This window comes from Terriglobus sp. 2YAB30_2 (assembly GCF_052114765.1).
Lineage (GTDB): Bacteria > Acidobacteriota > Terriglobia > Terriglobales > Acidobacteriaceae > Terriglobus.
In genome coordinates, this window is the sequence record NZ_JBFRFJ010000011.1 from 1 (window position 1) to 23078 (window position 23078).

Sequence of the window (23078 nt, forward strand, 5' to 3'; positions counted from 1 at the left end):
ACAACGATGAAATTGGCGACGGTAAGCACCAAAGGTGCGCTCTATACCAGCCTAGGGTGAAGCCCTAGGTCTTCGGCCCATTGAAAAATAAGGGCTGAAAGCCCGCTCTATAGATCTTCAAACGCATCGAATTTGTCGATACACCCTAGTTGCTAGTTGCTAGTTGCTAGTTTCTAGTTGCTGGTTACTAGTTCCGAAACATCGTCGATGAGTGCGAGGCGTCGCGCTTACCCCCGCTGCCGAGCAACCAGGAACTAGCAACCAGTAACCAGCAACTAGGTGGATAATGGAAAAGGGAGAAACGCTGGTGCTCATTACGCCGCTGTTATTGGAAAAAGAGCCACTGGAACTGGACGAGAAGCTTCCCACCCTGGACTATGCTCCGGATGTCCGCCAGGTGGGTGTTCTGGCCGTAAACGGCCGGGCAGAGCTGCTGGCGGAGCACCGTGGCCCTCGCGAGATTGTGCAGGATATCCGCCTGCGGGCTAAATATTCCGGCGACTTCGAGGTACTCTGTGCCCGGTGTGTCGACCCGGTTCCGCAGCACATCGAGGGCGAGTTTGACCTCCTCTTCCGCCCGTCAGGGGTGGATGGCGAGCAGGGAGAACGATCCATTTCGGAGGCGGAGACCGAAATCGGGTATTATGAAGAGAGCGGCCTCGTGCTGGGGGACGTCGTGCGGGAACAGGTGTTGCTTTCCCTGCCCGGACGGACGCTCTGTCGCGAAGACTGCAAAGGACTTTGCCCGCGTTGTGGACAGAATCTGAACCAGGGAAGCTGTGACTGCGAGGACCGCACGGTCGATCCGCGGTGGAACGCTCTCGCAGATCTGGCCAGCCGGATGAAATCTTGAAAATCTCAAGGATTGTGCCGTAGAAGCGTGCGGAGAACTGATAAGCGCGCCACTGCGGTGATGTGAAAGGAACACTGCCATGCCGAATCCGAAACGGCGTCACTCCAAGCAGCGCACAGCGAAGCGCCGCAGCCACGACTTCCTCGTTCCCACGGGCGTTTCCGAGTGCCCGAACTGCCATGAGCGTAAGCTGCCCCACCGTGCGTGCCCCAAGTGCGGCACCTACAAGGGCCGCGAAGTTCTCGCAGTGAAGAGCGAAGCTTAACTCTGACATCTGAAAGAGACCCCTGGCGCTGAATGTTGATTGATATCGTTCTGGACGCGATGGGCTCTGATAAGGCCCCCGAGCCCGAGCTTCGTGGGGCCATCCTTGCCTGCCGTCATCTGCCGGTCAGGGTCCACCTCGTTGGGCCCGAGGATGTTCTGCGCCCTGCTCTTCACCAGCATCTGCGTGGCGAGAAGCTTCCGATCGAGATTGTCCACGCCAGTGAATGGATCAGCATGGAGGACAAGGCGGCGCAGGCCGTCCGCTCCAAGCGCGACTCCTCCATGCGTGTCGGTCTGAAGATGGTCCGCGAAGGCCGCGCCGCCGGTTTCTTTACCGCCGGCAATACCGGCGCCGCCATGGCGACCGCCAAGATGGTGCTGGGCAGCCTGCAAGGTGTCGACCGTCCGGCTCTGGCGACCATTCTGCCTACGCAGACCGGGCTCCCCTGCCTTCTGCTCGATGTCGGAGCGAATGTCGATTCGGAACCGAGAAATCTGCTGGACTTCGCCATCATGGGCAAGGTCTACAGCGAACAGGTGCTGAAGACCAGAGACACCTCCGTCGGCTTGCTGTCGATCGGCGAAGAGGACTCCAAGGGCAACTCGCTGACCCGCGAAACCCTGCCGCTGCTGCGCGATCTGCTGGGACGGAACTTCATCGGCAACGTGGAAGGCCGCGACCTCTACAACGGCCGCACCGACGTTGTGGTCTGCGACGGCTTTACCGGCAACGTAGCCCTCAAGACCAGCGAGGGCCTTGCCAAGCTGGTCTCGTCATCGCTCAAGAACGCATTGAAATCGACCGTAACCTCACAGGTCGGGGCTTTGCTCTCCCGTAAGGCCTTCAACACCTTCAAGCGCAAGCTCGACTACTCCGAGTACGGCGGGGCTCCGCTTCTGGGTGTACGCGGTGTCTGCACCATCGGCCACGGCAGCTCCAATGAGCGCGCGATCATGAACGGCATTCGTGTCACCGCCGAGGTCGCCCAGGCCAACGTCAATGCTCAGATCGAAGCGGCGCTCCGAAATAGCAATGACACCAGCGATATGACGCTGTAGCCGGTCCGTAGATTTCGCGGGGATCTAGACAAAGCGCACCCAGAAAGTCTGCTTTCTCCCAAATGCCGCATCATGGGTGCCATCGTTCTGAGCGCGCCTTCAGCGCTTTTTCCGAGTGCGCTATTTCGCGATCGGGATGCCCAGATCCCTGGAGCTTATGCCCCCTGTGATCGGCCGCAACGGCTTATCGCGATACATACGGTCATCGGCGATGCGCAAAAGCTCGGCTACCGTATCAGCGTCCTCGGGGAATACCGCCGCTCCCATCGCGGCTTCGACCGAAAACGTATGTCCCTGTACCTCATAGTTCCCGGCTCCGGCTCGCCGCATTGCCTCCACTAACCGGTCAGCAGGCTGGCCCCGGACGATATCGCCGACGACCACCACGAATTCGTCCCCGCCATACCGCGCCAGCGTATCGGCGGCCCGTACCGCCTTCTTCAGCTCCTCCACAAACTGACACAGGATCCGGTCGCCGGCGGCATGGCCGAGGGTATCGTTGACTCGCTTGAAGCCGTTCAGATCCAGCATGACGACAGCCGCGCTGCTTCCGTTTCTCTCAGCCCTCGCCATCGCCTGGGCCAGTCTGTCTTCCAGCAGGCGGCGATTGGGCAGACCGGTCAGGTCATCATGCAGTGCCAGCGAATGATTGCGGGCGATCTGTTCATCGAGCAGCACCATCAGCATGCCGACCATGATGATGAACTTCTGCAGATCCCAGAACCGGCTCATGATCGGCCCCCAGAACCCGGTGTCACTCACAAACGGATGCGTTCCGAAGCAGAAGGCCCACAGGGTGAATCCCGCCACGATGGCGAGTTTGCCGGCTCCGCTGCGCTCCAGCATCTGGTGCATGCTGATACCGGCGGCAAGAAAGAGCGTGGCCAGCAGCCAGTACACGGCTGCACGAACCTGTTGCGTATACAGAAAGCCGACCGCCGGTCCCCAGATGAGGATGCGGAAGACGAGATACGTTCCCAGCCGGCTGGACAGGCTGCTGCGAAAGACCGTCGCCATCAGGGCGCCCGTTACCAGCGCAAATGCGCAGCATACGTAATAGGGAGCCATGCTACCGCGATACTCGGCGCCGTACAGCGTTGCGATGACTGCCATTGGAAGTACGTTGACCGCGTGCACCACAAACCGGGTGATCCAGGGAATCGCGTTCCGGTGCGCGCTATAGACGAAGATCGTCCCGGCAATCACATACGAATCCAGCGCAACGACGTGAAGGAACCGGTGGTAGGGAGCGTGGCGCTCATAGAACATCCGTGCCACGCATTCAACGAAGATCCACAGCATGCCGATCAGCCACAGCCGCACCCGGTCCGCGGGATGGCGACGCCGAAAGACCTCCAGCAACGCGATCAGCGTTACCAGGGCAACCGTATCCGGAATGAGCTGGGCATTCAGCATCAGCACTGTGCTCAGCAGGTTGGTCCTGCTGTGCCATACCCGAAAAGCTTACCTCAGGCCGCATAGCCCAATCTTGCACTCCGCGGAAGCAATCTGGATCTCAATCCCCTTTAGGGAAGACAGGCTACGCTCAATCCCTTTTTCCAATGGGTCGTGTCGAGGGATTCATGCGCGGTCAACCTCGGCGCAATGGTACACGCCACCAAGAACGAACAAAGGACTGCGGTACTATGGGGCGGCTCTAGAGCAGTTCTCCTAAAGGTGTAGAGCGAAGCGTTTGCAGTTTGCGCCGTTTTCCTTCGAAGAAAACGGCATTCGCAGATTTCTCCAACACAGTATTAGGAGAATTGCTCTAGTAAGCTGGGAGCGCATTTATGAACAACATTGACGTGATTGTGGTGGGCGCCGGTCCGTCCGGATCCACAGCTGCCAAACGGCTTGGTGAGGCCGGCGTGCGTGTGCTCGTGCTGGAAAAAGCCGAAGTCTTCCCTCGTGAAAAACCCTGCGGAGGCGGCCTCTCCGCCCGCATGCTGACACGCTTCCCCTATGTCAGAGACGTCCTCTCCGAGATCGGCACCAATCCCGTCCGGCGCGTCTACCTGCAGTCGCCCGACGGCACCGGCGTGACTTGGCAGCAGGCCGATCCCATCATGTACCTGATCCGCCGCTGGGAGTTCGATGCCGCTCTCTTCCGCCGTGCCCAGGCAGTCGCCCCGGTGGAGCTGGGAGTCACTGTCCGCGCATTGCGCGTTTTGCCCGATGGCGTAGAGCTCGAAGCCACGGACGGACGCACCTTCCGCGCGAAGATGGTCATCGGCTGCGACTCAGCCAACTCCGTTATCGCCCGTCACAGCGGCCTGCGCGTCGGAGATATCCGCTCCGAATACGCCGTCGACATGATGGAGGAGACGCCGGTTGCCCGGCTGCAGGCAGCGCGGCCCGATACGGTTTCGCTCTTCCTCACGCTGACCAAAACCTTCGGCTACGGCTACATCTTCCCCAAGACCGACCACTGCAACCTCGGCTTCGGGTGCAAGCTCGATTACTACCTGGAAGAACTGCGCGGCAAGGGCAAAGAACATCATGCCGCCTGGGTGGAGGAGATGAAGCAGAAAGGTTTCGTCACCGGCGAGACACAGAAGGACGGCTATAAAGCATTCCCCATTCCCGTCGGCGGCCCGCTTGCGAAGACCTATACAGACCGGGTTCTGCTGGCCGGCGATGCCGGCGGATTCGTCAACGCCTTCACCGCCGAAGGCATCTTCTACGCCATGAGCTCGGGCTCGCTGGCTGCCGAAGCAGCAATCGCCGCCATCCAGGCAGGCGATTTCTCTGAGGAGCAGTTGAAGAGCTACGAGCGAGCATGGAAGGCGGAGATCGGCGGAGACCTCGAACACTCGGTCGATATTCAGCGCCGCCTCTTCAACGACTCCGGCCGCATCGACCAGATCGTGCGCGCCGCCGCACGCGATCAAGGCCTGCTGCGGCTCCTGATCGGCTACAGCATGGGCGCGGTCCGCTACGAAGAGCTGCGGAACTACATGGCAGCCTCGGCACTACCCAAGTGGGTGATGAGTAAGGTCATCTCGGTCTTTCGCTTCGGTTCGAAAGGTAAGGCAGCTCCTCAGGGCGCATCATCCAATTCCAGCGTCTAATGGAAAAACCGATGCGGATACAGACAAGAACCTACGGAACTCTCGCCGCTGTTGCGGCACTGTGGACATTCTGGGCGGCACTGCCCGCACAGGAGATCTCGCCGGAGCTCAAGCAGAAGGTCGACGAGACCGCGCAGAAGGTGCTGAAGGATACCGGCGTCCCTTCCGCCTCGGTTGGCATCGTGAAAGACGGAGCGATCGTCTACACGACTGCCTTCGGCAAATCGCGCCTCGATATCAGCGCCGACGCCATGCCGGAGATGGCCTACGCCATCGGCTCCATCAGCAAGCAGTTCACCGCGGCCTGCATCCTGCTGCTGCAGGAGGAGGGCAAGCTCAAACTCGATGATCCGGTGGCGAAGTGGTTTCCGGAGCTCACCCGCGCCAAGGACATCACCCTGCGCAACCTGCTGACCCATACCTCCGGTTACTCCGACTACGCTCCGCAGGACTACACCATTCCCGAATGGACCAAGCCCGGCGACCCACTCAAGCTGGTCCACACCTGGGCCGGCAAGCCGCTGGACTTCGAGCCGGGAACGAAGTGGCAGTACTCCAACACCAACTTCGTCCTCGCCGGTCTGATCGTGGAAAAGGCAAGCGGGATGAAGTTCGCCGACTTCCGCCGCCAGCGCATCCTGGAGCAGCTGCACATGCAGCATGTTCTGGATCTGAATACGGATCAAGCTCGGCTGCAGGTAGCCGGCTACTTCCGCAACGCCCTCGGCCCGCTGCGCAAGGCTACCCTGGAGGCTCCCGGCTGGTACTTCGCCGACGGCGACCTGGCGATGCCGGTGGAAGACCTGCTCACCTGGGATCTCAGCGTGATGAACCAGACGCTGCTCAAGCCGGAGAGCTATCGCGAGCTGATGACCAGCTTCAAGCTGAAGGACGGCGCCGACACCCACTACGGCCTCGGCATCGGTGTCGGCGACCGCAACGGACATCACGTCGTCTCGCACACCGGCGAGGTCGGCGGCTTCGTCGCCTCCAACAGCGTCTTCCCGGATGAGAAGGTCGCTATTGCCGTCCTCACGAACCAGGAGGCGAGCTCAGCCGCCGGTGCGATTGCGCGCGGTATCGCCGGCGCCATGCTGCCGCCGGGACCCAACGCCGCCGCCAGCCCCGAAACCCAGGCGAAGACCATCCTCACCGGCCTGCAGCAGGCCAAGATCGACCGCTCGCTCTTTACCGGCAACGCCAACTTCTACTTCAACCAGGAGGCGCTGGACGACTTCTCCTCCAGCCTGCAGCCCCTGGGTGAGGTGAAGTCCGTCGTCAAGCAGGATGAAAGCCTGCGCGGAGGCATGACCCTGCGCAGCTTCGCCGTGACCTTTGCCGGGGGCAAAGAGGTCAGGCTCTCTACCTTCACGACAACCGACGGCAAGCTGGAACAGTTCCTGATTGTTCCCTGATGCCGCCATCGATCTTTTACTGGATGGGAAGCATCAGGCAGGGAACGCCGGCCTGTGATCTTGAATCCAACATGTTGGAGCATTCTCCTTTGGAGCATTTCTCATAAAGTATCGCGCGGAGTATCGGGGTCCCCAGCGAACTCGTTCGCTGGGGTGAAGTGTTGGCTGTTTGCGCCGGAGAAAACGGCATTCGCAGATTTTTCCAAAGCTACAGTATTAGGAGAATTGCTCTAGAAGGAGCGGCGTGAAGGTACTCGGAGTCCTGATTCTTATTCTGTTGTTGGTCGCGGCCGCGGGAGCGTATCTCCTGCTGACGCCCTTCGGTCCTTCCACCGAGACCTTCGTCGATATCCCCGCCGGTACCGGCGTTCGCGGCATCGCCGGTTCCCTGGAACGCGCCGGCATGGTTCGCAGCCGCTACGCCTTCGAGGCCTGGCACACCTATCAGCACGGTACGCTGAAGGCCGGCGAGTACCGCTTCGACCATCCGGTGACCGTCCGCGAGATCTACGACCGCATGGCCCGCGGCGATGTCTACACCATCTCCGTCACCGTTCCCGAGGGCTACAACCTCTTCGATATCGCAACCACTGTGCAACACGCCGGGCTGGGCACAGCCGATGCCTTCCTCGCCGCCGCGCGTTCGAACACCGCCCTGATCAGCGACCTCTCGCCCGATGCCAAGTCACTGGAAGGCTATCTCTTCCCGGAGACCTACAAGTTCTCCCGCCATGCAACGCCGGAACAGATGCAGGCGGCGATGGTGAAACGCTTCCGGCGCGAGGCCACCTCCCTGGGTCTGACTACCGACGTCGCCCGCACCGTCACCATGGCTTCGCTGGTCGAAAAAGAGGTACGTGTCGATACCGAACGCCCCCTGGTTGCCGGGGTCTTCGTCAACCGGCTGGCCAAAGGCATTCCGTTGGCCACCGATCCCACGGTGATCTACGCCGCGCTTCTTGATAATCGTTGGCGGGGCACGATCTACCGGTCCGATCTGGACTACGACTCGCCCTACAACACCTATCGGCACACCGGTCTGCCGCCGGGGCCGATCGCCAGCCCAGGGGTCGCGGCGCTAAAGGCCGCGATGCATCCCGCCGAGACGAATTACCTTTATTTTGTTGCAGATGCAGCCGGTCATAGCGTCTTCTCCGCCGACCTGAAGGAGCACGCCGAACAGGTGCAGGCTTACCGCCGCGCCAGCGGTGAGGCTCCGGCGGCGCCCGCTCCGTCCAAGCAGGAAAGCAGATCGCCGAAACACGCCGTACCTGGCAGCGCTTCTGGCAGGAAACGACAGAAATAACGAATCTGCGCACCCTTGGCCGTGGATGGAACATCCAAGAGAAGTCTGCGTAAATTCAAGAACATGCGTTCGGGCGCCCAAAGTGCGACCCGATATACTTGGCAGGTTGGGTAGGATGACGAGAGTACGATGGCAAGCTGGAGTATTGCTGGCGGCAGTGTTGCTGACCAGCGGATGTTTCCGGCATACCTACCGCGTCCAGAAGGCACCGCCGGTCGCCAACGTCAAATCCGCCACGCTGGATGAGCTGATTAAACAGATTCAGGGCCGCTTCGACGCCGTCAAGACGATGAATGCGTCAGTGGATATCATTGCCAGCACCGGCGGCACTAAGCAGGGCAAGGTGACGGTCTATACGGCCTTCAGCGGTTACATCCTGCTCCGCAAGCCGGAAGACCTGCGGGTGCTTCTGCTGTTACCCCTGCTTCACACGACCGCTCTTGACATGGTTACGGACGGCAGAACCTTCAAGATGCGGATTCCACCGCAGGGCCGTGCGATCACGGGCAGCAATGAGCTGGCAACCCCGTCCAAGAACCCGCTCGAGAACCTTCGTCCGGGGGTCTTTTACGACTCACTGCTGATCAAGGGTGTGCAGCCGGGAGAGCTGGTTGCTATCACTTCGGACGAGCGCGTGATCCAGGTCGACGCCAAAAAGAAAGAGATGGTCTCGGAGCCGGACTACGACGTCAGCCTCTACGCCCAGAAGAACGGCGGCGTGGAGCTCGCGACCCACCGCGTGATCCACATAGGCCGCAGCACCCTGCTGCCCTACGCGCAGGACATCTACGACGGCGGGGGCCGGGTCGTCACCCGCGCCACCTACGATGGCTACCAGAAGTTCGGGGATATCGATTTTCCCACGCGCATCAACATCGAACGCCCACTTGACCAGCTCAAGATCGCGATGACCATCACCAAGCTTACCCCCAACCAGGAGATGGAGAACGACCAGTTCGAGCTGACCATCCCGCCGGGGACACAGGTTCAGCAGCTTCCCTGATCAACCACGAATCTGGGTGCCCCATCCATCGCATCGCGATGGGTGGGATATTCGCTACAACAATCCCGCCCGCATGGCATGCTGGGCGATCATCCGGTTAATCTCCAGGGCCAGCTCCAGTGCCTCGCGTCCCTGCTTCCCGGTCACACGCGGTTCCTGCCGTGTCTGTACCGAGGTCAGGAACGATTCGATCTCCAGCTTCAGCGGCTCACCATTCTCGACCGGCAGTTTGCTCAGCGAAAGCCCCGCGGAGGGATGCTGCAACCCGGCACCCTGAGTAAAGGCGGCAATGGCGGCTGCAGGGTCAGCGACATCGATCACCAGCAGGTCCTGCCGCGCGAAGTCGAGTGAGACATACTGGCGCGGCTGGAAGTAGCGCAGCTTACGCACGCGCTCCGTCGAGACGCGGCTGGCGGTAAAGTTCGCGACGCATCCGGTAGCAAACTCCAGACGGACGTTCGCGATATCGACCTTCGGCGACAGCACCGGCAGGCCGACGGCACGCACCTCCGTTACCGGCGAATTCACCATCGTCAGAACAATGTCGAGATCGTGGATCATCAGGTCCAGCACCACATCCACGTCCAGCGACCGCGGCGTAAAGATGCTCAGACGGTGCGACTCAAAGAACATGGGCTTGGTCAGGATCGGCATCGTCGCGGTTACCGCCGGGTTGAACCGCTCCAGATGACCGATTTGCACGATGCGGCCATGCTGCTCGGCGAGCGCCAGCACCTGGTCTGCCTCCGCGAGGGATGCGGCAAAAGGTTTTTCAATCAGGCAGTCGATGCCTGCGCGCAGAAGCTGCGATGCCACCTGCGCATGCGCCACGGTGGGGACACAGACCGACGCACAGTCGATGGGAATGCCGCTGGCCAGCAGCTCATCCACGCTGGCGAAGACAGGATTGTCTTCCAGGGTGACGGCCGGGTCAACCACGGCGGCGAGGTGAACCCCGGGAAGCTCGCGATAGATACGGATGTGGTTCTTGCCGAAGACGCCGGCGCCTATGACTGCGACCTGAAGCACGTGCTCTTAGCCTTCCACAGCCTTCTTGCAGCGGGCGTACAGCTCGAGAATCTGGTTGACCTGCTCGTCGATCTTATGCGGTGCTCCGGAGGCTCCGAAGCCGGTGGAGGCGGTAGCGGGCTTGGCGATTTGCACGGTGTTCGCGATGAACTTCATGAGGTCCAACGCGATGTCTTCGTTACGGCGGGCTCCAAGACTCTGTTCCATAGAAGTCAAGTGTAGAACTCCAAAAAGGAAATGCAAACCCGCTAGGGCGTGTCATTTATGTATGCTGGCGAAACACCTACGAGGGAGAGCGGATCGGGTTGGCGGTTCTGGCGGTGCAGGCGATACGACGAATGCGCGGAGGCGCCCAGAGCCAGCTCATGCTCGGCGCAGACGGCCGGCTCTGGGTCGTGAAGTTCCGCAACAACGCCCAGCACCTCCGCGTCCTGGTCAACGAGTTCCTCGCCACAAGGCTGGCCGCCCATGCCGGCCTCAGTGTTCCCACGTGCGAGGTCATCGAGGTCACGCCCTGGCTGGTCGAGAACTCGCCGCAGATGTGGATCGAGCTCGGCAGGAACAGACAGGAACGCTGCTGCGCCGGCCTGAACTTCGGCTCGCAGTTCGTCGGCGGCCTTCTGCCCGGGCAGGTCGTGGACTATCTGCCGGAGGAGCAGCTCCGCGAGGTGCGAAACCTCGACGAGTTTGCCGGCATGCTCGCCATCGACAAGTGGACCGGCAACATCAACGGACGCCAGGCCGTCTTTCATCGCAAACCCCGGGAGCGCAAGTACCGCGCCACCTTCATCGATCAGGGCTTCTGCTTCGGCGCCGGCGACTGGGTCTATCGCGATCCGCCGCTGCGAGGCGTCTATCTGCGCAACACCGTCTACGAAGGCGTGACCGGATGGCAGAGCTTCGAGCCCTGGCTGCATCGCATTGAGACCATGGACCCCAACACGGCCTGGAAGATCGCCGAAGAGATTCCGCCGGAATGGTACGCGGGCGACACCGATGCCCTGGAGGAGTTGATCGCCGCCTTGCTGGCACGGCGGGGACGGGTGCGAGAGTTGATCGTGCAGTTTCGGGAATCAGATCGGAAACCCTTCCCGAACTGGATCGAAGGCGTGAAGGTTCCCGTACCGAGACAGTTCTCGGAGTCCGGTTATGTCATGTGAGTTTTGTTCAGCAATGATGCGGGGATATCGAATGGCGCACACAGGCAGATGTCCCCGCGGGAATGATTTGGTCTTGCAGATGCAAAGGTTCAGTGCAAAAGGTTCAGAAGAGGACTGAAAAGGTTCTGACGAGGGCTGGAAAGTTCAGAAGAGGTAGATGATGGAGCGGGTTCCCTGCGAGTTCTTTCTGCTGCGCTATGTACCGGATGCGGTGAAGGACGAGTTCGTGAACATCGGTGTGTTGCTGCGTGAGGCCGCCCGGCCGGACGAAGCGGTGGTGCGTTTCACGCGCGACTGGAGCCGCGTGCGCTGCATCGATCCGGACGCCGATACCGCGATGCTGGAGGCGATGGAGGCTGAGATCGCACTTCGCCTGCGCACCAGCGCCACCGATCCCAAGCCGGTGATGACCGTTCTGGAGGACACCTTCTCCAACAGCATCCGCATCACCGAGGCCCGGGCGACGCTGGCCGAGAGTGTGCCTGCGGAGCTGGAGCAGTTGATGCAGCTCTACGTCGAGTCCCGCAAGCTTCCGGCAGCCCGCCGCCGCACCGGCCGAGCCGCCATTGCCGCGGCGATGCGCAGTGAGTTCGAGCGCGCCGGCGTCTGGGAGCTGATGCGCAAACGCATCGCCGCCTCCGCTTACACCCGCCCGGGCGATCCCCTGAAGCTCGACTGCGGCTACCGTCCCAACAGCATCGTCCGCATCTTCCACGCCGTCTCTCTCGAAGGTGACCTCGAAGCCGCCAAGGTGCTGGCCTTCTCCTCAGCCTCACTGCGTGAAGGTGTGCAACGCGTGGAAAACGCCGGTCTGGAGCTGACCGCCGTCGTCGAGCCGCTACGCCAGGTGGACGAAACCACCGAAGGCGAGGCCGCGGAACGCTACCGCTTCGGCGTCGAAACCATGGAACGCGAGGCGATTCGTGTACTGACTACGAATGACCTGCCGCGTCTGGCCGAGACGGCCAGACGAGAGTTGAATGGTTGAATAGTTGAATAGTTGAATGGTGTTTTTCCGCCAGGGTGACGGATCGACTCACCTCATTCAATCGACAATTCTGAACGTTGCATCGCGTGGCGGCCACATCATTTCGGCCAGCCGGGAAAACCATTCAACAATTCAACCATTCAACCATTCAACCCAAGGCCTTCCTGTGGAAGGCTTTGGCACGCTGCTGCGCGATACAGCAATGCAACAGCGCACGTATTCAAAATCACCCACTATAGAGCGGTGAGTCGATCGGCCATCCCGGCGGAAAAACACCATTCAACGATTCAACAATTCCACCATTCAACCCCCAAAGCCTTCCTGTGGAAGGCTTTGGGGCGCCCCTCCCGCTGATATCATCAGGCCCATGAGCACCTCGCCGCTGGTTGGAGTGGTGATGGGCAGCCGCAGTGACTACAAGGTCATGAAGGCTGCCGTTACTGTGTTGCAGGAGTTTGGCGTTCCCTGTGAGGCACGCGTCGTCTCCGCCCATCGAACGCCGGATCTCCTGATGGAGTACGCCGCGACCGCCGAAGCGCGGGGCCTGCGCGTCATCGTCGCCGGCGCCGGCGGCGCCGCGCATCTGCCCGGCATGCTGGCGGCCAAGACCGTCGTTCCTGTGCTCGGAGTTCCCGTGCCTGCCACCATGCTGCAGGGCACCGATTCGCTGCTCTCCATCGTCCAGATGCCCAAGGGCGTCCCCGTCGGCACGCTCGCTATCGGCGAAGCCGGAGCCATGAACGCTGGGCTGCTGGCGGTCGCTATCCTGGCCACCACCGACGATGCTCTGCGCGAGAAGCTCAAGGCATGGCGTGCCGCACGCACCGCCGCCGTCCTGGCTGAGTCCCTGGAGGACGAGGCGTGAGCGCAATTCTTCCCGGTAAGACCGTCGGCATCTTCGGCGGTGGACAGCTCGGCCGCATGATGGCCATGGCCGCTCGCTCCTTCGGCTACAAGATTCACGTCCTCGATCCCGATCCTGCCTGCCCCGCCGCCTATGTCGTCGACAAGGTCATCGAAGCAAGCTGGCGCGATGACTGGGAGGCCGGCAACCTCGCCCGCGGATGCGATGTGGTCACGCTCGAGATCGAACAGATCTCACCCGAGAGCATGGCCATGGCCTCGCGCTTTGCGCCGGTGCGCCCCGGAGCGCCGATGCTTGCCATCATCCAGGACAAGGTTGAGCAGAAGACCTGGCTGCAGAAGATGGGTTTCCCCGTCGGTCCCTTCCGCGGCGTCCGTAGCCTGGAAGAGTTGTCCAGCGCGGTGATGGAGCTGGGCGGCGACTGTTTCATCAAGAGCGCCCGTGGCGGCTACGACGGCCGCGGACAGGCCCGCATGTATCCCGAAGAGGTCTCCGATGGATCGATCCGCGATGCCTGGCTCGCCGTCGGCGAGACCGATTGCGTCGTCGAAAAGGCGGTCGATCTCGAACAGGAGATCTCGGTGATGGTCTCGCGTTCGCCCAGCGGCGAGGTCAAGGTCTTTCCCGCTGCCGGCAACGTGCACGAGAACCAGATCCTGGTCTGGAGCGTGATCCCCGCCCCGATACCGCATGAGCTCGACCGCCAGGCGCGCCAGATCGGCGAAGCGCTGGCCGATACCTTCCAGCTCGAAGGCCTGCTGGCGGTGGAGATGTTCGTCACCAAAGACGGCAAGCTGCTGATCAACGAGCTCGCTCCGCGTCCCCACAACAGCTACCACCAAAGCGAGCGCGCCTGTGTGACCGGCCAGTTCGAACAGGCGATCCGGGCCGTCTGCGATCTGCCTCTCGGCGATGTCTCGCTGGTGCAGCCTGCGGCGATCGTCAATCTGCTGGGCGAGGTCTGGCTCGATGAGCAAGGCAATGAGCGTCAGCCGCGCTTTGATGCCGCCTTGGCGGTTCCGGGGGTGAGGCTACATCTCTACGAGAAGCTGAAGCCGCGCCGCGGCCGCAAGATGGGCCACTTCTCCGCTGTGGGAGCAACCGGCGACGAGGCGATTGCACGGGTACGGGAGGCGAAGTCGCTGCTGTGATCACTGCCGCCCCGGTGTACGATCTTCCCTATGAGTAATGATCTTGTTCCCAAAGCGCCCGTTCGGAAGACGGGCCTAAGCCCCAAAGAGCAGAAGTTGCAGGCGATGCTTGAGAAGATGAAAGGCAAGGCCGCGGGCGCCAAGCCCGGCAGCAACGGCGCTACCGGCGGTTTCAAAGCAAAGGGCAACGTCGCCAAGAAGACCTCGTTCCAGCGCAAGGCAACGTAGAGTGCGCGCGAACTCTACCGATACGCCGATCCGAAACCTATACACCGGGTGCCCCATATCTGCGGAGCAGATGTGGGAGTATCGGGGTCCCCAGCGAACTTGTTCGCTGGGGTGAAGTATCGAGCGAAGCTCGATCCATCTTCCTGTCACTTCACCTCCATCCCCGGATGCGCCGCCTCAACCCCACGCAAACTAAAACTAGCAACACTCGCCGGATTCGACCCAGCCCGCACCTGCAACGTCCCCAACACCTCAAACGCCGGCGGCCTCTGGCTCTGAAGCCGAAAGACCAGCACCCCCGGCTGCACCTCTTTCGCCGACAGAAGAGCAAACCCACCCGTCTGCTCCCGCAGATCCATCTGCGCGGCAACCACCTCTTCGCTCGCCAGCGTGGGCACAGCCTCAACCAACGCCGGCGCACTCGCCTGGTTGAAAGCCGCAAGCCACTTATAAAGCAGATGACCTGATGGAGTATCAGGAATAAGCCCGGTCTGATTCCCATAACGGGGCAGATGCACCAACAGGGTGGGATGAACCGGGCTCACATGATCTCCCTTGCGCGCCGGCACCGGAGCATCCGCCGGATCGGAAAGCGCAATGGTATCGATCTGGTTCGGATCGTCGTTATCGTCGTCGTGCGACCTCGCCGACGCACCACTGCTGGACGAACGTGAGACCTCATCATCATCCTGACTGAAACGAATGTGCCCGTTGTGACGCAGCGCATACGCAACCGCGAAGAGCACGACAACCGCCATCACCATCGCGAGCAACACAGCGGAACGCCGTATCGGCTGCCGCTCACTGACATAGAACCGCGGAGCATTCGGAATCGCGTGTCTCTCGGGAAGGGGCTGCATAAGACTTGGGTCCTCTGCACGTTCCACAGCGGCGTGCACTTAAGAGCAATAAGAGCCGCCATCAACAGTCTAGTCGCGCCACGGTTCCGAGCGCTGAAGGCCGGAGTCCCCGACGAAGCCGGTTTCCAATAAGCGCTGAAGGCGCGCTCTATATCAGCCTGGGGCAACGCCCCAGGTTTCCGGCAACAAAAGAAAAAGAGGGCTGAAGGCCCGATCTATAGTCCTCCATTGAAAGCGAATTTGCCGCTAGTGGCGCCTTCATAAATGTTGTCATCCTAAGCTCCGAACTGGGTGCCCCAGGTCCCCCGGGACCTGGGTATTCGCGCTAGGCGCGAAATGTTTTGCTTAATGGGACGGCTTTCAGCCGTCCCATACCAACAGCCAAATGAAAGAGGCGTTCAACCGCTGAGGGCAAAGCCTCCGAGTCTACCAACAAACACGCAGTCGCGATCAATTGCAGAACAACCCGCTATCATGATCCCGCCATAACTCCAGCGGATGCCCAAAACCTCGGAGAGAAAAATGAAAGCAAAGACACTTGCAGTTCTAGCCGGCGCCGTATTCGCCGGGATACTGATCTCAGGCTCACGTTCCCAAGCCGCAGAGATTCCTCCGGAACGCCTGGTGCGGCTCGCGGAACTGGAGATCGATCCGGCACAGTTGGCCGCCTATCGAGCAGCTCTGCGCGAAGAGATTGAGACATCTGTCCGTGTTGAGCCAGGGGTTCTCGCCTTATATGCGGTTACGGTGAAGGATCACCCAAACCAGATCAGGCTGTTCGAGATGTACGCGAGCCCAGCGGCATATCAGGCACATCTGCAATCCGCGCATTTCAAGAAGTACAAAAGCGCAACCGCTGAGATGGTGAAGTCCCTGCGTCTCATCGAGACAGAGCCCTTGCTGCTCGAGTCGAAGTGATGAACTCCGCAACTCCCCCAACCTCTAGGCCTGTCATCCTGAGCCATAGGCGAAGGACCCGCTTCTTCCGCTGCACACAGTGCAGCCAGTTCGCACCAGAGGTGCGAATGTACTGTTTAAGGGCATGGCTTTAGCCATGCCATATAAAGCCCGAAAGAAAGCGGTTTTAACCGCTGAGGGCAATCGTCCCAGCGCCATCAACAGTCGCTATCCCACCCGCTATCATTATCCCGCCACAACTCCAGCGGAGGCCCAATGAACCGAAGAACCTTCCTCCGCCTCCTGCCGGCAGCATCTCTTTCTCCCACCCAATCGCAATCCCAACTCAAAGACCTCGAAACCCAGATCCCCGCGCTCCTGAGGTCCACCAACGTCCCAGGCCTCTCCCTCGCAGTCTTCAAAAACAGCCGAATCATCTGGCTCCAGGGCTTCGGCGTCACCGATCGCGCATCCGGCACTCCCGTTGACAGCAACACACTCTTCGAAGCCGCCTCGATGAGCAAACCTGTCTTCGCCTACCTGGTTCTAAAGCTATGCGAACAGGGCATGCTCTCACTCGACACTCCACTCACCACCTACACCAACCGGCGTCTCCTCGAAGACGATCCCCGTATCAACCGCATCACCGCACGACACATCCTCTCGCACTCCAGCGGCCTCGTCCCCGACTGGCGTTCATCGGACGACCCGTTGCGAATCGCATCCGACCCCGGCGAGCGGTGGTCCTACTCCGGCGAGGGATACTACTACCTTCAATCGGTCGTAAACGACCTCATCGGCCACACCGACCCGAAGCAGTGCGGCCAGTTCGAAGCCGGAGTAAAGGTCTGCGCAACCGACTTCGGCGAATCCATGCAATCCCGGGTCATCACTCCTCTCGGCATGACCTCCAGCGGCTACGTGTTGAACCCGGACTTCGCCAAACGCCGCGCACGTCCGCATGACGCAAACGGAAACCCATTACCCTATGGAACCAGCCGAGCCATCGATCTCGCACGCTACGGCGCCGCTGGCGGACTCCTAACTACTCCCGCCGACTACGCAAAGTTCCTGATGCAGATCATCGATCCCAGACCACAGGACGATCATCACCTCAGCGCAGACAGCCTGCGAGAGATGACGACCCCGCAGATCGAAGTCAGCAAGGCGGCCGATTACACCATCGCTTGGGGACTCGGCTGGCGAATCGCACGCACACCGAAACACATCTACTTCGGACACGACGGCGCAAACCCCGGCTTCCAATGCATCGCAGAGGCCTGCGCCGCAGACCACTCAGGCTTCGTCCTGATGACCAACAGCGACAATGGCATGAAGGTGCTGGAAAAACTAGCTCCCGAAATATCGAAGCGACTGCACTCTTAGCGTTAGTGAAGTCGCCAATTTTTATCCCTCCGCCACAATAGCGAGCTGTATTCTCTGTTTGAAGAGATGCTGAGGCGTCACGCAGGCCGGTTTCGTTTCGTAGAAGCAGGGTCGGAGACAATGATTGCGACAATTAGGATGATGGCCAAACACAGATCGATTAAATAATGAAAGTAGCCACTCCCAATCCACTTCGCGGTACTCTCGGGTTCTTCTTCCAAGGCATTCCTGTTGTCTTCATCAAGAACGACGTTTTGTTCCGCAGAGCCGACTCCGAGGATCATTATTTCAAGCTCATTGGTGAGGATGGAGAGGGGAAAACAGGCATAGTCTTTGGCGACGATGCGGCGTTAGCCTTCAATCGCTTCGCCACATTGCTCCATGAGCTCCGGCACTTCCATGATGCTCTTCTTTGCCGCCCTCTATTCGAACAGTTCCTGCGACAGCACAAGATTACCTTGGCTGTAATGCAAATACTCAGCCGGCTTACCAAACACCGTTATCTCCCGGCGGGGGTGAATGACCCGATCTGGCATTCTGATCCTGAGATGGCATTCCTCAAGCAGTTGATCGATGATATCGACGAGGACGCGTTCAATCGCAGCCAGGGCTTGTATGCGGACGGCATGATTGAGTCCGACTCCATTTCTCTGGAACACTTGCTCGAAGCCAGCGCGATCACAACTGAGCTGCTTCATCTCCACGCGATCCATGGTGTCGAATCGATGGAGCACTATTACAGGACGGTGATCCTCAATGCCGGCAAACTCTATAAAGGTTTGGTTGAGCGATTCGTTACGCTTTATAGTGGCAACATTCTTTACGGAATTGACGCCCTCTATTGCGCGCTCGGCATCTCTCTCTACAGCTCTGATAACCCGATTGCACGCTTTGTCTTGATTTATGAAGAACTGCGGAGGGACACAGGTACCCTTCGTGTGGAGGTCGAGCGCTGGCTCTCGAATCCGGTCCCGGATGAGGACGATCTCGCCCAACGAGTCTACGGAGAGTGGCTCATTGACTATGCATCGAGACAGCCTATCGGACCTGAGAGCTTTGCGGGCCACGAGTTCCCGATGGAGGAATTTGCCTGTCTACATCAGACTCTATACGAGGCACGCCGCACACTGATCCGGCGCTACATACGACTGGCCGGGTACCGATCAGACTTCTACGTCGATCATCTTCATGAGTTCGCCTCGCCTGCCGTCCTTTTCTATCCGGTAGAAGCCGATAGTTCCGCGACCGTAGTCCCCGCCATCCTAAAGAGCGATCTTCAGGCGGACGGTATCGAGCACTATCCTATTGCCGACGCCGAGGAAGAAAGAATCGTCTTGGCTGGTTTACGGAACTTTCCGTCAACCCGATCTTGCATAAGCTTTGAAGTAACGGACCACATCCTGTTTGTAAACTTCTGCTATCGGTATCTCTTTATGGAAACAGAGCGATCATATTCGCGAGGTGTGGACGACACTTATCTTCACACTCTGAGGAGCCTAGTCCTCGCCCGTTGTGAGGGCGAGATATGAGCAAGCGGAGCGCTGGGACGCCTAATAACGTCGGCGCTGGTAGATGAACCCGGAGGTGTCTCCTAAAAGGGGATGTCGTCGTCCGGGTCGGGAGCCGCGTGAATGTTCCTTTGAGCGGCGATCTCTTCAACTTCTTCAATGAAGCGCACGAGGGCTATAACATGAGAGAAGACAAAGCGGGCCTCATGCTTATTAAGCACGCTGTCGTTTGGATGTGCGAGGCTGCTGTTATTGCGGATTGAATTGAATGCCTCAAGCGTAGAGATCGAAGAGCGCAGGATGCGCACAGCCATCTCTGTGGGACTGGAATCCTTCTGGATAAACTTAGCGTATGTCCCCATGAGGGAGTGGAGCGGCACGCCTTCGTCGGGCGCTCCTCCATTGCGCTTTGCGATTAGTAACCGTAGGTACTGTGTCAGAAATGTATGCAGCCGGTCGATTCCGACCTCGAAGCGACCTTCTTCGTTATAACGCTTTACCTCGTCTCGAACCTGGACAAAGGTCACGTGCGTATTGCCGACGTTGACCAGTGGCAGGGGATCTGTTTCGGCAGCGGAACGCAATCTGCTCACAATGTCTTGGCAATCAGCACGGTCGCGATCGTTGATCGGTGGCGTGCGGTACACCTCTGGATGGCGCGCTTCACGACGAAGCAAAGCTTCGAGAACAATTGCTACGGTATGGGAATCTTCCTTCGACCAAAGCTCACGAAGCCTGTTTGCCTTGGAGTTGCCGCGTCCTTCGTATGTTCGCGTGTAAATATCTATTGCTACAGTATCGAAAATGAGTTGACTGAATTCAGAGTTGCTGAGATCAAGCACGTAGCCGCTCTTCATGCCGAGAACATGCTCTAGTGTCTGCCTCTCATCAAACCGTAGGTTTGCCATCTCAATGATTTTGCCAGATTGCTGGCACTGGGATTCTTAGCTCATATCGATGAATGAGTCACCGTCGAGCGTATTCCTAAGTTGTGCGGGGCGTGATTGTGGTTTCAACTGAGCAGGCTGCATTGTTATCATGTCAGGCACTATGGACGGCGCAGGAGAAATTCTCAAATCTGGAGCAGCTGCAAATCTTACCGATCTTCTAAAGAAGCTTGCCGGGCCCGCTTTTGAGGAACTTGGGGCTATTCTCGCTGACAATGTAAAGGTTTATCGCGTCAAGAATTTTCTAAAAACAACCGAGAAGACCAGGCGCATTCTCCAGGAGGCAGGTCTGCCTCCCAAACCAATCCCAACTCGATTGCTCCTTCCGATTCTGGATACTTGTTCTGTTGAAGATAATGAAGATCTGCAAGAGCGTTGGGCGGGTCTGCTCGCCTCTGCGTCTCAAGAGGCCGATTCGCTTTCTCCATCGTTTATCGAAACACTCAAGCAGTTAACTCCCAAGGAAGCAAAGCATCTCGATCACATTGTCATTGAGGTATCTAAGCTTCAAAAACGCCCCTTGGCGGGCGGCCATGCGATCCCATACCAAGCGTTCACTGGAAGTTGGGGCGCTCCCACAGGAGCACGCGAAACATACGAGCGCCTAGGTTTAATTGAACGGGAGTTCAATGTGAAGATGGAAACCAGTGCATGGAGAATCAGTTACGACGCCAAGAACATGGAAAATACTGTGCATGATATCGAGAGCGCGTTCGACGATATCGACGCAGAGGTTGAATACCAATACATCCTTACTGCCTATGCCGAGTGCTTCCTTCAAGCCTGTCGCGGCCCTCGAAAGAATACTGACTAGTTTCGCTAGTTACACCTGGCTGTTCGGATCGAAGTGGTGAGAGCCGTTTGATTGCTGGGCAATTCAAGGCAGCATCTGTCCGATCCCCAATGCGCATCATTTCCCCAACCTGATACTCTGATGCTCGAAAAGAGGCTTTCACGTATGAAGACACGTTCGTCCCGCCGTTCGTTCCTCGGTTCCGCGTCTGCTGCTGCGCTTGGATTGGGCGCTGCTGCCCTGTCCTCCAAAGACGCCGCTGCGCAGGCTGCTCCTTCCGGTCCTCCGGTTGCCTTCCAGCCGATCACCGCGGAGAAGCTCGCGGAGCTGCTGCAGGCTGTCCATCAGAAGCCGGGCAACAAGGACCTGGTCGATGGCAAGGGAACTGCCGTGACCATGGTGCTGACCAACGAGGTCGCCAAGGCCGCTCCCGAGTTTGAGTATCACCAGACCCGCGACCATGTCTTCCAGATCCTCGATGGCGAGGCGACGTACTATGTCGGCGGAACCCCGAAGAATCCCCGTCAGACCAAGCCGGGTGAGTTTCTCTGCCCCGACTCCGAAGGCGCGACCGCAGTCACACTCAAGAAGGGCGACTACTTCTTCATCCCCCGCATGACTCCGCATAAGCGCGTCACCAAGACCAGCGTGAGCTTTGTACTGATCAACGCGACCACCGCGTAGGGCGTCTCGAGAGATTCGATTTGAGTTTTGTTGAAAATCTTGGGTGTTCCGAACCCACCCTAGCGTTGCGAGGGCGGGGCACCCTGCGGGGTAAGCGGCTGAGCGCTGAAAGCCGGGGTCCCCAATGAACTTGTTCATTGGGGTGGAAAGGCGCGCTCTATACCAGCCTAGGGCAACGCCCCAGGTTTGGTGCCCACAAGATTCTTAAAGGGCTGAAGGCCCGCTCTATAGTTCTTCAGCAAAGGCGAATTTGTAGCTACGCCCTAAGTCATGTAACCCGATCCGCACGAGAGCCCGTCCAAAAGAGATGTGCCGTGCACGGCAATAAATTCTGCATACTGAGAACGGGCCGGTTGTCACCCAACCGGCCCGCTACTTTTTGAAAGTGTTTCCTGGTCTAGTCAAGAGTGTCCGAATCGACAAAAGGTCGTGGTCGCAAGCAGGCGCCGGCAAAGCCGTCCATCGCGGGAAAACGCATCAGCCTCAAGGAGCTTGCCGCTTACCTGAAGGTCGACCCCTCCACCGTCTCCGTCGTGCTGAACGATGTACCCGGCCGCTCCATCTCGCCGGCCACACGCCAGCGCATCAAGGACGCCGCCAAAGAGTTCAACTACAGCCCCAGCCTCCTCGCCCGCTCGCTGCGCCAGCAGGACACCCGCACCTTCGGTATCCTTCTCCCCCTGGTCGGTGAGGAGTACCACGCCCAGGTGCTCAGCGGCGTCGCCAGCGAGCTGGAGCGCAACCAGTACTCCTACCTCATCGCGCAGCATCGCCACAGTGAGGAAAAGACCGAAGGCTACATCGAGATGCTGATCTCGCGCGGTGTTCAGGGCTTCATCGCGATCGATACGCATCTGACCAGGTCGCTGCAGGTGCCCTGTGTCGCCGTCGCCGGTCATGCGCATATTCCCGGCATCACCAACGTGATGCTGAACCACGAGCACGCCGCCGAGCTGACCATGCGCCACCTCCGCGACCTTGGCCACAAGCGCATCGCCTTCATCCGCGGACAGGCCTTCAGCTCCGACTCCGAAAGCCGCTGGAAGGCCATGTCGGATGCTGCCAAGCGCTTCAAGATCTCCATCCCCGAAGGTCTGGTCATGCAGCTCGATCGCGACATCACCTCGCCGGAGCTGGGCTACACCGTGGTGCAGAAGCTGATGAAGCAGTCGCGCGACTTCACCGCCATCGTCTGCTTCAACGACATCGCCGCCCTGGGCGCCATTCGTGCGGTAGGCGACGCTGGTCTGCGCGTGCCGGAAGATGTCTCGATCATCGGCTTCGACGACATCCGCGTCTCGGTCTTTGCCCGGCCATCGATCACCACCATCCGCCAGCCGCTGCAGGCGATGGGCGAGACCGCCGCCAAAGTCCTTCTTACTCGTCTCAAAGGCGAGCGTGACGGCGATGACATTGCAGTAGAGCCGGAGCTGATCTTCCGCGAGTCGACCGGACGGGCTCCGTACCGTTACCCGGTTGGGCGCGCCTCTGCAAAAAGCTCTTGACAGCATTGTCGGCCAAAGCCTCTAATGACTGCCGGCAGACCCGCGTCTATCACAAACAATCGATTGTCTTCATGAGTGGAGAAATAGGCATTTTCAAAACAAT

24 protein-coding genes are annotated in these 23078 nt (G+C 59.5%); 19 read left to right on the forward strand and 5 right to left on the reverse strand.

What is annotated here, in order from left to right; translation table 11 throughout:
- The first annotated feature begins 286 nt into the window (after nucleotides 1-286).
- The 3 genes from AB4Y89_RS16380 (at nucleotide 287) to plsX (ending at nucleotide 2179) form a co-directional block, all read left to right on the forward strand.
- Nucleotides 287-853 carry a YceD family protein gene (locus AB4Y89_RS16380; RefSeq protein ID WP_442302014.1) on the forward strand — a complete coding sequence of 189 codons (567 nt, stop codon included), beginning with the start codon at nucleotides 287-289 and terminating at the stop codon, nucleotides 851-853.
- Between the two features lie 79 nt (nucleotides 854-932).
- Nucleotides 933-1118, forward strand: a complete 186-nt coding sequence (rpmF, locus tag AB4Y89_RS16385; RefSeq protein ID WP_147646345.1) for a 50S ribosomal protein L32 — start codon at nucleotides 933-935, stop codon at nucleotides 1116-1118.
- A 32-nt stretch (nucleotides 1119-1150) separates the two neighbouring features.
- Entirely contained in the window at nucleotides 1151-2179 is a 1029-nt protein-coding gene (gene plsX, locus AB4Y89_RS16390; protein ID WP_442302015.1) for a phosphate acyltransferase PlsX, read from the forward strand.
- Nucleotides 2180-2299: 120 nt separating this feature from the next.
- Here plsX and AB4Y89_RS16395 read toward each other — a convergent pair whose 3' ends face one another.
- Entirely contained in the window at nucleotides 2300-3595 is a 1296-nt protein-coding gene (locus tag AB4Y89_RS16395) for a diguanylate cyclase domain-containing protein (RefSeq protein ID WP_442302016.1), read from the reverse strand.
- Between the two features lie 374 nt (nucleotides 3596-3969).
- Between AB4Y89_RS16395 and AB4Y89_RS16400 the strand changes: the two genes are divergently transcribed.
- From AB4Y89_RS16400 to AB4Y89_RS16415, 4 genes are all read left to right on the forward strand, one after another.
- The gene (locus AB4Y89_RS16400; protein WP_442302017.1) at nucleotides 3970-5250 is read left to right on the forward strand and encodes an NAD(P)/FAD-dependent oxidoreductase; all 1281 of its coding nucleotides are present in this window, start codon (nucleotides 3970-3972) and stop codon (nucleotides 5248-5250) included.
- 11 nt (nucleotides 5251-5261) lie between these two features.
- On the forward strand, nucleotides 5262-6665 hold the full coding sequence (locus tag AB4Y89_RS16405) for a serine hydrolase domain-containing protein (RefSeq protein ID WP_442302018.1): 1404 nt from the start codon (nucleotides 5262-5264) through the stop codon (nucleotides 6663-6665).
- 244 nt (nucleotides 6666-6909) lie between these two features.
- Complete coding sequence (mltG, locus tag AB4Y89_RS16410) at nucleotides 6910-7971, forward strand: endolytic transglycosylase MltG (RefSeq protein WP_442302019.1); 1062 nt, start codon at nucleotides 6910-6912, stop codon at nucleotides 7969-7971.
- A gap of 115 nt (nucleotides 7972-8086) precedes the next feature.
- The gene (locus AB4Y89_RS16415; RefSeq protein WP_442302020.1) at nucleotides 8087-8974 is read left to right on the forward strand and encodes a hypothetical protein; all 888 of its coding nucleotides are present in this window, start codon (nucleotides 8087-8089) and stop codon (nucleotides 8972-8974) included.
- A gap of 54 nt (nucleotides 8975-9028) precedes the next feature.
- Here AB4Y89_RS16415 and AB4Y89_RS16420 read toward each other — a convergent pair whose 3' ends face one another.
- Together AB4Y89_RS16420 and AB4Y89_RS16425 are read right to left on the reverse strand one after the other, a co-directional pair.
- Nucleotides 9029-10003 carry a Gfo/Idh/MocA family protein gene (locus tag AB4Y89_RS16420; protein ID WP_442302021.1) on the reverse strand — a complete coding sequence of 325 codons (975 nt, stop codon included), beginning with the start codon at nucleotides 10001-10003 and terminating at the stop codon, nucleotides 9029-9031.
- A 6-nt stretch (nucleotides 10004-10009) separates the two neighbouring features.
- Nucleotides 10010-10210 carry a hypothetical protein gene (locus tag AB4Y89_RS16425; protein ID WP_442302171.1) on the reverse strand — a complete coding sequence of 67 codons (201 nt, stop codon included), beginning with the start codon at nucleotides 10208-10210 and terminating at the stop codon, nucleotides 10010-10012.
- Between the two features lie 131 nt (nucleotides 10211-10341).
- On the opposite strand from AB4Y89_RS16425, the gene AB4Y89_RS16430 reads away from it, so the two are divergent.
- The 6 genes from AB4Y89_RS16430 (at nucleotide 10342) to AB4Y89_RS16455 (ending at nucleotide 14395) form a co-directional block, all read left to right on the forward strand.
- Nucleotides 10342-11163, forward strand: a complete 822-nt coding sequence (locus tag AB4Y89_RS16430) for a HipA family kinase (RefSeq protein WP_442302022.1) — start codon at nucleotides 10342-10344, stop codon at nucleotides 11161-11163.
- A gap of 157 nt (nucleotides 11164-11320) precedes the next feature.
- Nucleotides 11321-12151, forward strand: a complete 831-nt coding sequence (locus tag AB4Y89_RS16435) for a DUF3037 domain-containing protein (protein WP_442302023.1) — start codon at nucleotides 11321-11323, stop codon at nucleotides 12149-12151.
- Nucleotides 12152-12167: 16 nt separating this feature from the next.
- Nucleotides 12168-12398 (forward strand): hypothetical protein, encoded by a 231-nt coding sequence (locus AB4Y89_RS16440; protein ID WP_442302024.1) that lies wholly within the window; start codon nucleotides 12168-12170, stop codon nucleotides 12396-12398.
- A 120-nt stretch (nucleotides 12399-12518) separates the two neighbouring features.
- Nucleotides 12519-13016 carry a 5-(carboxyamino)imidazole ribonucleotide mutase gene (purE, locus tag AB4Y89_RS16445; protein ID WP_442302025.1) on the forward strand — a complete coding sequence of 166 codons (498 nt, stop codon included), beginning with the start codon at nucleotides 12519-12521 and terminating at the stop codon, nucleotides 13014-13016.
- Nucleotides 13013-14167: a 5-(carboxyamino)imidazole ribonucleotide synthase gene (gene purK, locus AB4Y89_RS16450; RefSeq protein ID WP_442302026.1), complete on the forward strand. Its 1155-nt coding sequence runs from the start codon at nucleotides 13013-13015 to the stop codon at nucleotides 14165-14167. The genes purE and purK overlap by 4 nt, the downstream gene beginning before the upstream one ends.
- A 30-nt stretch (nucleotides 14168-14197) precedes the next feature.
- Nucleotides 14198-14395: a hypothetical protein gene (locus AB4Y89_RS16455; protein ID WP_442302027.1), complete on the forward strand. Its 198-nt coding sequence runs from the start codon at nucleotides 14198-14200 to the stop codon at nucleotides 14393-14395.
- A 146-nt stretch (nucleotides 14396-14541) separates the two neighbouring features.
- Here AB4Y89_RS16455 and AB4Y89_RS16460 read toward each other — a convergent pair whose 3' ends face one another.
- Nucleotides 14542-15255 carry a hypothetical protein gene (locus tag AB4Y89_RS16460; RefSeq protein ID WP_442302028.1) on the reverse strand — a complete coding sequence of 238 codons (714 nt, stop codon included), beginning with the start codon at nucleotides 15253-15255 and terminating at the stop codon, nucleotides 14542-14544.
- A 522-nt stretch (nucleotides 15256-15777) separates the two neighbouring features.
- Here AB4Y89_RS16460 and AB4Y89_RS16465 point away from each other — a divergent pair.
- The 3 genes from AB4Y89_RS16465 to AB4Y89_RS16475 all read left to right on the forward strand — a co-directional run bounded on the left by AB4Y89_RS16465 (nucleotide 15778) and on the right by AB4Y89_RS16475 (nucleotide 19067).
- Nucleotides 15778-16173 carry a putative quinol monooxygenase gene (locus AB4Y89_RS16465; RefSeq protein WP_442302029.1) on the forward strand — a complete coding sequence of 132 codons (396 nt, stop codon included), beginning with the start codon at nucleotides 15778-15780 and terminating at the stop codon, nucleotides 16171-16173.
- Between the two features lie 255 nt (nucleotides 16174-16428).
- A complete protein-coding gene (locus AB4Y89_RS16470; protein WP_442302030.1) occupies nucleotides 16429-17538 on the forward strand; it encodes a serine hydrolase domain-containing protein in 1110 nt (369 codons plus the stop codon).
- A gap of 167 nt (nucleotides 17539-17705) precedes the next feature.
- On the forward strand, nucleotides 17706-19067 hold the full coding sequence (locus tag AB4Y89_RS16475) for a hypothetical protein (protein ID WP_442302031.1): 1362 nt from the start codon (nucleotides 17706-17708) through the stop codon (nucleotides 19065-19067).
- A 62-nt stretch (nucleotides 19068-19129) separates the two neighbouring features.
- Here the strand turns inward: AB4Y89_RS16475 and AB4Y89_RS16480 are convergent, their stop codons facing one another.
- The gene (locus AB4Y89_RS16480) at nucleotides 19130-19954 is read right to left on the reverse strand and encodes an abortive infection family protein (protein ID WP_442302032.1); all 825 of its coding nucleotides are present in this window, start codon (nucleotides 19952-19954) and stop codon (nucleotides 19130-19132) included.
- A gap of 130 nt (nucleotides 19955-20084) precedes the next feature.
- Between AB4Y89_RS16480 and AB4Y89_RS16485 the strand changes: the two genes are divergently transcribed.
- From AB4Y89_RS16485 to AB4Y89_RS16495, 3 genes are all read left to right on the forward strand, one after another.
- The gene (locus AB4Y89_RS16485; protein WP_442302033.1) at nucleotides 20085-20807 is read left to right on the forward strand and encodes an Abi-alpha family protein; all 723 of its coding nucleotides are present in this window, start codon (nucleotides 20085-20087) and stop codon (nucleotides 20805-20807) included.
- Between the two features lie 144 nt (nucleotides 20808-20951).
- Complete coding sequence (locus AB4Y89_RS16490; protein WP_442302034.1) at nucleotides 20952-21470, forward strand: cupin domain-containing protein; 519 nt, start codon at nucleotides 20952-20954, stop codon at nucleotides 21468-21470.
- 407 nt (nucleotides 21471-21877) lie between these two features.
- Complete coding sequence (locus tag AB4Y89_RS16495; protein WP_442302035.1) at nucleotides 21878-22975, forward strand: LacI family DNA-binding transcriptional regulator; 1098 nt, start codon at nucleotides 21878-21880, stop codon at nucleotides 22973-22975.
- The last annotated feature ends 103 nt before the right edge of the window (nucleotides 22976-23078 follow it).